The organism is Brunnivagina elsteri CCALA 953 (assembly GCF_002289455.1).
Lineage (GTDB): Bacteria > Cyanobacteriota > Cyanobacteriia > Cyanobacteriales > Nostocaceae > Brunnivagina > Brunnivagina elsteri.
On the sequence record NZ_NTFS01000263.1, the window covers coordinates 1 to 9,154 of the forward strand.

Sequence of the window (9,154 nt, forward strand, 5' to 3'; positions counted from 1 at the left end):
TGATTATACAGTGATGTATTAATCATTGACCGATATTGAGAGAAAACAACCTACCCATCAGGGATTGAGCAAATTTTCCTCATCTGCAATACATTTATGCTGCCATCAAAATTACCTCAATTTTCAATTTTTTTCTCTGGCTGTAAGAATTTAGAGTCGGATGTTGCTATCGATTAGTATTTATGAACTTGCTCTATTTACGACGGAAAATAGTAGTGAAATGTCCTATTTTTCTATTTATATAGAATTTTCAAAAATACGACTAAAGACATAGATTAAACAAGAATCAAATATTTAACAAATTTATATAAAGATTGTATAAAGACAAACCCATTAATATTAAGGTTGCGGGAAATAATGAGCCGTTCGCATTTGATTTTAGTGGTTTTTATCACCTATCATGGATGGAAATACCCAATTTATTCGTTCCAATTTTCGTAAAATCATCGAGCGAATAGAAAGTTCCAGTATTCTTTTTATTCCACTGCATCTACTTTCTTTCTTATCAAAATTGAAGTTGTTCCCTTTAGCGCGGAGGGCGATTTTCTACTGCCATTAAAAATGAGTAGTGGATTATTCGCAAAGTAAAAAATGACAAAGCATAATGGGCTGTTCTCAAAGAAAGTTCCAAAAAATGGCATTTGCCTAAAAAGCATCGAACGCATAAAAATCAGGCGAAAATTCTTTAGAGTTATTGCCTACAAATTGATCGATGGAGAGATTGTAATTACAATTCGTCAAATGGCAATATCTGTAAAAAAAACACTCCATACGGCTAAAGAATTTATGCGGAAGATGAAAATTCGACCAATTAAAGTGCAAATGCCGAATCGCTCTGTCACGGATATGATTCCCCTGTCGGTAGCTGTAGTTTTTTGGAAATATTTGAATGAATCTGGTAAGGGCAATTCTCTCTCCAGAATTGGGCAAGAATATCTCGATGAATATTTAACAGATTCTCTGATGTAGGTCAGGAAATGCTTCAAATCGATTCTGAATTTAAAAATTTGATTCCTCCTCTGTCGTCTGAAGAAAAATTACAACTGGAAGCAAATTTGAAGGAATTTGGCTGTCTCGATCCATTAATTGTCTGGCAGGGTGAAAATATTTTACTCGATGGGCATAACCGTTATGAGATATGCACTAGAGAACAAATTCCTTACAAAATTGTCGAGATTGAGATTGGAGATAGGGAAGCAGCTATTTGCTGGATAGCCAATCACCAACTGGGACGACGCAACATTACACCGGAAGTCGCAAGTTACCTGCGAGGTAAGCGGTATCTCAATTTGAAGGGCGATCGCACAGGCAATCTCAAACAGAATTCACCGAACGGAAATTATTTCCGTTCGGTGGATGCAGCGAAAAGTTTGGCAGAACAGTACAAAGTTACCGATAGAACAATTCGTAACGATGCACTGTTTACGGAAGCATTGGACACCTTGGAGCAATCGCTTGGTGATGAAGTCAAGCATTCTATTCTGGCTCGCAATAGTGGATTAACCAAAAAGGATGTTTTATCACTTGCCAAAGTTGCAGATGAAGAAGGTCAAGAAGTAGCACAAAAATTACTCAGTATGAAACAAAACAAATCTGATATAGTTCAGCAAATCAAGGATAAAAAGCCTGTGCCTAATCCGCATTTTGTTGGGGAGGTGTGTCGAATTACTCCTAAAGCTGACCCCGATTTAAAGCCGTTTTCTGGATGCTGGTGCATTGTTTATCAAATAAATCTCCATAGTTGCGGTATCAAAACTTGGAAAGTCGATTTTGAAACTGTTAAACCTGAGAATTTGGAGAGAACTTATGGTGTGGAAGAAAATGCAGCTTCCAGGAATTGCGATCGCTTAAGATGTTTAGCCAACAAAGTTCATTCAGATTACGAAGCTACCTATACCGCAGTTTTGGAAGTACTGGGAAAGGTTAAAAACCCGTCAAGTTTGACACAAAGACAGGAGCGGTTACTGACTTTTCTGGAAGGTGAGTATTAAATGAATGAAAGGAGGAGGAAGAAGGAATTTTTCTTTAAAATTTAGGAAACTTTTCTTCCCTCTTCCTTGAGTAAATTCAATCCAGTTCGATTTGGGATTTTTTCTGTTTTTGGAGAGGATTTGGTGTAATTTCCAATATTTCCTCAGTTTGCTTTTTATCTTTATCTGCATATTGAGTGAATGTCGAAGTTTCACTTTCCATCTCAAAATTAACACCTCGCATTTCCAATCCTTCAATCGTACAAGCTTTGCTATTTCGACCTAACTTCCGTCCCTGGAATGCAACACCATCTATGGAATAGGAGATACCTTGGATTATGCCTTCATCACTGACTTTTAAGGATGTTTCAACACCAGCGACTTTTAAATTGTCAATAAATTGTACAATTTTTATTCCTGGTTCGATTGCATTTTCTATTGCATCCTGGATTTTCTCAACAGCACTTTTTTCTGCTTCTTTATCCCGTATTCCCATTTCAAATTCTTGCTTCTCCCTCATCATCCGTCGCTTTTGTCCAGTGGTTGGTGCTGTTCTGTCAACCTCCCAAGAGCATGGTACAGAAGTTAAATCAAATTGGGATTCTAAACTTCTTAAAACCTTTTCCAAGCGCCGTTTATCGTACCAATCGGAAACACATTCCCCATCAATATTGATGCGACTGGCTGCAATGTGGAGGTGGAAATGATTGCGATCCCTGTGGGATGCTGCAAAATACAAATTCTTCTCAAATCCCATCCATGTGAGTGTTCCTTCTACAATTTCTTGAAGTTGTTCTTGGTTTGGTTTTTCACTTGGAGGAAAACTGATGCTGATGTGACTGACGGGGGATGTCACTCTGGGATTGAGCAATCGCGTTGCCGAAAGTTGTTGGTAAAAATCTTGAGATGTTTCTCCTGCGAGGTTTGTGCAAATTAATTCAGCTTCTTCTTTTTCAAGGAGGTATTTGGTAAGTCCAGCAAAGCTTTTACCTTTTTTAATCTTTCCAATCATCGTTGTTTTCTAGGTCATTTTTTCTTGCTTCTTTGTTTCCTAACAGCAGATGCAAGCGCAGTTGGGAAATCTCTGTTCTTAATTCTTCAAAAGGAATATGGTCAATTTTTTCTGGAGTTAAACCTTGAGATATGGCAGTATTTTGAGCTTTGACAATTTGATTGATATCTTCGCTGATTTTTAACAACTGCCAGTAGTATTTCCAGTTAACTTGAGAGATTGTTTTGATGTGACATCCTGCCATTCTACGTCTGATTAATTCTGCTTTACTGATATTCAAAGAGTCAGCTAATGCTTGCCAATGCTCCGAAAGTTCGGGAGTTAGCAACATATCAAATCTCACTGTATGGTGTTTCTGTTTGGCTGGCATTTTACGCAATTAGTGTAATATTTCCCAGTTTGGCAAGTTTTTAGATTAGATGACAACTATCAATAGTGATATGTGATGAATTGATATTATAGTTTGCATTAAACTCATCAATTAAATTCCCCTCGATTGTTAGAAACTACATATGAGAAGGCAGAAGGCAAAATGTATTTTATTCCTTCTGCTCTCTGCCTTTCTTAAGTAAATATTTCCTCAAAAAGTAAATACAGATACCATCACTGCTGGCTTCCCCCGAAAAACACGCAACAAGCGAAAACCCGCGCACAAATACGTAGTAGGAGCAAAGTAGGAAAAATCATGCATTAGCTAGATGGTAAATAATTTTACCCAATCAAATCCCTACAAATAGAGTTACGTCAATAGTGATAGAAAGAATATTGACTTTTGGTATATCTGACGAAGTACTCCCATTGTTAACCTGACGATAGATGCAACCCAGAAACAATTACCTATGGTTAGATTAAACAGGCAAGCGTATCCCGAAGTGACTCTAACTATCGACTTTGGTGGAAGTGGAACAAAAGCGATCGCACAAATCCGAGGTGGCAAGCCAATAGCTATTTGGATGGAACCCTCTGTTATCGAAGCAAGCAAAATCTCTCTGGCATTCCAAACCCGCAACTTGGGTAATGCCTATCCCGAAAACACAGCTTGGGTGGGAATTGGTGAAGATTATCGAGCAGTGGGATACTTGGCACGGAGTACATACAGCGCCACATCTGGATTAAAGCCACGTAAGTACGAACTAGGATTGTATAAAACCCTGGCTGCGGTATGGGTAATCAAACAAAAATTCAAGTTGACCGAATCCTTCGACATTTCTCTAGCGCTACTGTTGCCACCAGGAGAGTTTGAAGATTCGGCATTGTTGAAACCGATTCTCAGGGATGCTTTAGCTGAATTTGATTCACCAACAGGAAAAGTGAATGCCAATTTAATTGGTTACGAGTGCTTTCCAGAGGGTGGTGGAATCTATGCAATGTATTGTAAAAACACAGGGGAGGCAATTCGACGCAAAGTTATTGCTCTTGTCATGTTGGGGTATCGTAATGCCTCAGTAATGATATCGCGGCGAGGTATTTTGAATCGTGGGAAAACTGCCAACTTAGGGATGGTGAAGATGGTGGATTTAGTCATCGATCGCACGTCTGGATTATCTACCGAAGAATTAATTAAAGCGATCGCCAACGCAGGCAACGAACCCAAACCCCAACATTTTCATCATCTTTGTAACTCCAGCAACCATCAGGATGCTGAAATTGAGAAAGTCATACTTGCAGTACATTCTTCTAGAGCAGAATATGCGATCGCACTAACAAACTGGCTAAAGGAAGTATTGCCATCAAGCAACGAATTGGACGAGGTGATTATCTGTGGTGGTACGGCAGATTACCTTCGGGAAGAATTAGATACTGTGTTTCCAATAACGCCTATAGTTTGGCATGGGAGCGTAGAAATTCCATCCAACTTAAATGAAAAATGGCTGGGTAGTCGTCTGGCTGATGTATGGGCATTGTCTGTATATCACAGTATCAAAGTAAGGGCAGGAATTAAGTTACAGAATGCGTCTGAGGTAACGTCAAATGGGTAAAAAGAAAGATTTTGCATGGCGTTATCAGCCACCAATTAACTCAGACAAGGCGAAAATGCTTAGTTTCATTCAAAACCAAAGGTTACATCCATTTCAAGATAAAACAATGATGATAATGACTGCTCTAAATGCTTATTATATGCCTCTAGCACTGTACAACGAAGGTAGTTGTTCTCGCGAAGACTTGGAGTTGATATTTCTAGATGGAGTGAATGCGATCGCGAATCACATTCGATGTGTATGTATCGCGATAAAAATTGACCCAACTGCTGTTGGTCAGATATTGTGTTCCACATTTGGATTATCCGAAATAAGTCATTCCCAACCAGAAAAACAATTAATTTCCGATACTCAATTACCACTACCAAATACCTACGAAGAATTAGATAACTATGACCCACAAATATGGAACTTAGCGGGAATGACAACAGATAGCGAAAGTTTCGACTAAAAATATGGCGAGAATACATTTAATTGATGGGGAAAAAGGTGGTGTGGGCAAGTCGCTGTTTGTTCGTGTGATGGTGCAGTATGCGATCGATAAAAAACTGGAACATACTTTAGTTGATTCAGATACGACGAACCAAGATGTCAAGCGCTTTTACGATTATGCTGTTAATGCCGAGTTTAGCGAAGCTGTAAATAAGGGCGATCGCGCTGACATAATTTTTGAATTAGCGAGAAAAACGCCAGTTATTGTTAACCTTCCTGCCAATATATTTCCAAGGGTGAATAATTGGATATCGAGGGGTAAATTGCTGGAAGTTGCAGATAAATATGGTGTGGATATTTGTAAGTGGTTTGTTTGTGATGGAGGTTTTGAATCAATTGATTTGTTTTATCAATCAATTAATTTGTACAAAGATAAAATGCTGCATGTTTTTGTTAGAAATCTTGGCAAAACAGATGATTGGAGTTTTTTAAATGATGATACAACTTACAAAGACATTACTAATAAGTTCAAAAATACACTAAAAATAATTGACTTTCCCTTGCTATACCCTGGAGACAGATATTTTATCGACTCTAAAAAGCTTCGATTCGACGCATCAGAAATAGAAGAAACAATGCCTATAATATCACAACAAAGACTATCCACTTTTTTAGAAGAGTCACATCAAGAGATTGAAAATACTCAATTGTGGATAAAGGAAAAGCAACCAAAGAAAAAAGATGTTGTCAAATCATAAATAGAAGGACAATGCTTACTTTATGCAATATAAACTTAATCCCTTATATTCAACAGAGAAAGCTTGTAACCGTTCACGGGGGTATCGGTACGGTTTTAAAGCTGTTTCAAAGCGATCGCTTTTCCATTAGTATCAATAAGGTAGTATTTTAAGGCTTTTATCGAGAATCTTTATTCTCAGTTTTTTAGCCCCAAAGATATGTTGGTAAACGGTTTGGAACGATTTAATCACCCCCGTGAACGGTTACGAAAGCTTTTAATGGTGATGTGATAATTAGTGATGAAGAGAAATATATGGGAAGGCTATATATTCTCGCTACATCTGATAGGGAATTATTAAATTTAGGAATTGAGAAAGAATGGTTCCTTGCCCATGCATCAGCAGATGCGTTAGTTTGTGGACATATTAATCATGAAGGTGATTGGAGTTTATCATCCTACCGAAGTTTAGAGCCAAGTTTGACATACACGACTCAAAATCAAATATTTGACCAAGTTTTTAGCCCTGAATATGTGTGGGAAATATCGTATTTACGCGAAGAAACGACCTTAAATATATTCCAGACCATGAAGGATTCTGATGATTCCAATAGTAATAAAGATAGTGATTCAGATGTTCCGAATGAAAAATATGTGACTAAAATAGTAGAGGAGTTATATATTACTTCTGCCAATATCGATGCATTAAGGGATTTAATATTACGTTCTTCTGTTGAAGAATTATTCGTTTTAGAACCAGAACAAGAAATTGAGATTCATAGTAATCAAATAGTTGACGAACAGCAAGAAATAAATCTCACATAAATCATGAACTATTTCCAACGCGAATCAGCACCAAAATTAGAGGAAGAAGAGTTATCACTTGCTCAAATGCAATTAACTGAAAGAGTTCTCGCTGAGTACGAAAAGCAAAATATTAATGAGTTCGTCTTTGTACCTTTTGGAAATGTCACAATACATCCAGAAGAAAGTTATTTTGTATTGCGTGACTCGGAAGATGAGCATACTATTTTTATCGCAACTTTCGATGCTGACATTATTCAAGGATTGAATGATACTGATGCTCTCAAAATTGAGATGATTTTGAGTCAATTAGATACAGAAGATTATCGACGAATGCGAAATATAAGTGAACAAGAAAACACAGCTAATGAAATTGAGAAAAATAGAACTAAGCAACAATTAGGAATCGAATATGGTGCATAGTTTGCGAAAAGCGAAAAATGAAAGTTATTTGAATCGTTTACTTGAGGGAAAAGATGCAGATTTTCAAAGACGAGTTTTAGCGATCGCAGTCGAACACGGGTTATCTACAAGTGACCCTTTATTCCTGATTATGCTGTCAACTGGTCAACTTCAAGTATTGCTGGAGGATAAACCCAACGAGCTAGATAACCTATTTAAACGTTGGTCAGATGCAATTTATGACCATTTGGAGAAAGCAAAACGCACTGCTGTAAGTGGTCAAGAAGTGGAAATTAGGAAGATGGTCGATAGATTGATTCAGAATTGCGAATCGAAAGAAAGAAGTCGCTTGAGGATAATGTTACCAGCGATAGGATTATTGTTGGCAGCAATTGGATTTGGAACTTTAACTGGGTTATCTGTTCCCGTTTTTTTAGATGGGGGATATGCACCAGGAGAACCAAGATTACTAACAGTCCAGGAAGTAGAAAACTTGCGTTGGGTAAAAAGCGATCGCGGCAAGTTAGCACGAAATATTATGACTTGGAATTCTGAGAGTTGGAGTAATTTAAACTGTACCAATAATTCCGAACAAATAGCTGTGGTTATCAAAGCTAAAAGGCAAAATATTACTCGTAAAAGTGACTATTGTTTGTTAAGAGTTAAACCACCTTAATGAAGCCATGAAGAAAAGGAATAAATCAGTAAATAGGAGACTAAGAAGGTCGTATTTATTCTGAGTAAATTGCTTAATACCAGCAAGATAAATTCAAGCTTTAACTTAAATTGAAAACTACCTTTTCCTTCTTTCTTCTGCCTCCTGCCTTCTGCCTTCTGCCTTAATTCTTGTGTTCCTTATCTAATTTCGGTGAAAATTATGACAGAACTAAATCTTAACCGCCCAAAAAATTTTTACAACATTGTGACAGAGACAGAAAATAATCCATTTCACTTTCAAAAGATGGAGAAAATTCGTGTAGTAGTAATTGAAGACCATGAACTTTCTCTTCTTGGTATTAGAACCAGCATCAAGCAAGATGAGACAATTTTAATTGTGGGAGATGCAGTTAATGGAATAAATGGATTACATCTATTAAATAAATTACAACCAGATATTGCGATTATTGATATCGGTTTACCCGGTAAAGATGGAATTCAAATAACGCGGGAAATCAAACAAAGTAATCCAGAGATGAAAGTTATAATCTTAACTTTGTGCGATCGCAAGGAAACTGTGTTGAGAGCATTTGCTGTGGGTGCTGATTCATACTGCATGAAGGATATTGGATTTGAGAAACTTATCGAAGTGATACATCTAACATATCGTGGTAATACTTGGATTGACCCAAAAATTGCACATATTATCCTCGAACAAGCGAAACGAAGTTCTCGATCAATATCAAACCTTGATGGCATCGATGAAGATATGCTGGACTTTTATGTTTTGACCCAGAGGGAATTGGAGATATTACAGTTGGTTGTTGATGGGAATAGAAATGCCGAGATTGCAAGTAAACTTTACATCACAGTTGGAACCGTTAAATCCCACATTCATAATATTCTCATGAAAGTTGGTGCAGGTGACCGTACTCAAGCTGCGGTTCATGCTTTGCGTTATGGATTGTCGGATTAATGAAAGTGATTTTCATAGTGCAAACCTGGAGTCATCTAAATTAGCTATAAGCTTTGCACTATAAGGATTTGATGCTGCAAACCTAGAACTTGAACTGAGAAATATAAATTCAGTAAATCACAAAGTTTCTTTCAATAAAAGGAAATCACAAAAATCTGTAGCGAGATATACAATCAATTTAAAATG

11 protein-coding genes are annotated in these 9,154 nt (G+C 37.3%); 9 read left to right on the forward strand and 2 right to left on the reverse strand.

Features of this window, described 5'->3' with window-relative positions:
* The first annotated feature begins 741 nt into the window (after positions 1–741).
* Together CK510_RS31905 and CK510_RS20335 are read left to right on the forward strand one after the other, a co-directional pair.
* Positions 742–969 (forward strand): hypothetical protein, encoded by a 228-nt coding sequence (locus CK510_RS31905; protein WP_158224932.1) that lies wholly within the window; start codon positions 742–744, stop codon positions 967–969.
* 8 nt (positions 970–977) lie between these two features.
* Complete coding sequence (locus tag CK510_RS20335; RefSeq protein WP_095723436.1) at positions 978–1,991, forward strand: ParB N-terminal domain-containing protein; 1,014 nt, start codon at positions 978–980, stop codon at positions 1,989–1,991.
* 76 nt (positions 1,992–2,067) lie between these two features.
* Here the strand turns inward: CK510_RS20335 and CK510_RS20340 are convergent, their stop codons facing one another.
* Entirely contained in the window at positions 2,068–2,982 is a 915-nt protein-coding gene (locus CK510_RS20340; RefSeq protein ID WP_095723437.1) for a relaxase/mobilization nuclease domain-containing protein, read from the reverse strand.
* Positions 2,966–3,352, reverse strand: a complete 387-nt coding sequence (locus CK510_RS20345) for a hypothetical protein (RefSeq protein ID WP_095723438.1) — start codon at positions 3,350–3,352, stop codon at positions 2,966–2,968. Before CK510_RS20345 ends, CK510_RS20340 begins: the two co-directional genes overlap by 17 nt.
* Positions 3,353–3,821: 469 nt before the next feature.
* On the opposite strand from CK510_RS20345, the gene CK510_RS20350 reads away from it, so the two are divergent.
* From CK510_RS20350 to CK510_RS20380, 7 genes are all read left to right on the forward strand, one after another.
* Complete coding sequence (locus CK510_RS20350) at positions 3,822–4,961, forward strand: ParM/StbA family protein (protein ID WP_095723439.1); 1,140 nt, start codon at positions 3,822–3,824, stop codon at positions 4,959–4,961.
* Entirely contained in the window at positions 4,954–5,412 is a 459-nt protein-coding gene (locus tag CK510_RS20355) for a hypothetical protein (protein WP_095723440.1), read from the forward strand. Before CK510_RS20350 ends, CK510_RS20355 begins: the two co-directional genes overlap by 8 nt.
* A gap of 4 nt (positions 5,413–5,416) precedes the next feature.
* A complete protein-coding gene (locus tag CK510_RS20360) occupies positions 5,417–6,151 on the forward strand; it encodes a P-loop NTPase family protein (protein ID WP_095723441.1) in 735 nt (244 codons plus the stop codon).
* A 293-nt stretch (positions 6,152–6,444) separates the two neighbouring features.
* Positions 6,445–6,954, forward strand: a complete 510-nt coding sequence (locus CK510_RS20365) for a hypothetical protein (RefSeq protein ID WP_095723442.1) — start codon at positions 6,445–6,447, stop codon at positions 6,952–6,954.
* Positions 6,955–6,957: 3 nt separating this feature from the next.
* Positions 6,958–7,356 carry a hypothetical protein gene (locus CK510_RS20370; protein WP_095723443.1) on the forward strand — a complete coding sequence of 133 codons (399 nt, stop codon included), beginning with the start codon at positions 6,958–6,960 and terminating at the stop codon, positions 7,354–7,356.
* On the forward strand, positions 7,346–8,011 hold the full coding sequence (locus CK510_RS20375; protein WP_095723444.1) for a DUF6753 family protein: 666 nt from the start codon (positions 7,346–7,348) through the stop codon (positions 8,009–8,011). Before CK510_RS20370 ends, CK510_RS20375 begins: the two co-directional genes overlap by 11 nt.
* Before the next feature lie 285 nt (positions 8,012–8,296).
* Positions 8,297–8,968 carry a response regulator gene (locus CK510_RS20380; protein ID WP_095723445.1) on the forward strand — a complete coding sequence of 224 codons (672 nt, stop codon included), beginning with the start codon at positions 8,297–8,299 and terminating at the stop codon, positions 8,966–8,968.
* The last annotated feature ends 186 nt before the right edge of the window (positions 8,969–9,154 follow it).

Coding starts and splice junctions, on each gene's coding strand:
- CK510_RS20365 (WP_095723442.1), top strand. CDS start 6,445: ATGGGAAGGCTATATATTCTCGCTACATCTGATAGGGAATTATTAAAT.
- CK510_RS20380 (WP_095723445.1), top strand. CDS start 8,297: ATGGAGAAAATTCGTGTAGTAGTAATTGAAGACCATGAACTTTCTCTT.
- CK510_RS31905 (WP_158224932.1), top strand. CDS start 742: ATGGCAATATCTGTAAAAAAAACACTCCATACGGCTAAAGAATTTATG.
- CK510_RS20340 (WP_095723437.1), bottom strand. CDS start 2,982: ATGATTGGAAAGATTAAAAAAGGTAAAAGCTTTGCTGGACTTACCAAA.
- CK510_RS20345 (WP_095723438.1), bottom strand. CDS start 3,352: ATGCCAGCCAAACAGAAACACCATACAGTGAGATTTGATATGTTGCTA.
- CK510_RS20360 (WP_095723441.1), top strand. CDS start 5,417: ATGGCGAGAATACATTTAATTGATGGGGAAAAAGGTGGTGTGGGCAAG.
- CK510_RS20350 (WP_095723439.1), top strand. CDS start 3,822: ATGGTTAGATTAAACAGGCAAGCGTATCCCGAAGTGACTCTAACTATC.
- CK510_RS20375 (WP_095723444.1), top strand. CDS start 7,346: ATGGTGCATAGTTTGCGAAAAGCGAAAAATGAAAGTTATTTGAATCGT.
- CK510_RS20355 (WP_095723440.1), top strand. CDS start 4,954: ATGGGTAAAAAGAAAGATTTTGCATGGCGTTATCAGCCACCAATTAAC.
- CK510_RS20335 (WP_095723436.1), top strand. CDS start 978: ATGCTTCAAATCGATTCTGAATTTAAAAATTTGATTCCTCCTCTGTCG.
- CK510_RS20370 (WP_095723443.1), top strand. CDS start 6,958: ATGAACTATTTCCAACGCGAATCAGCACCAAAATTAGAGGAAGAAGAG.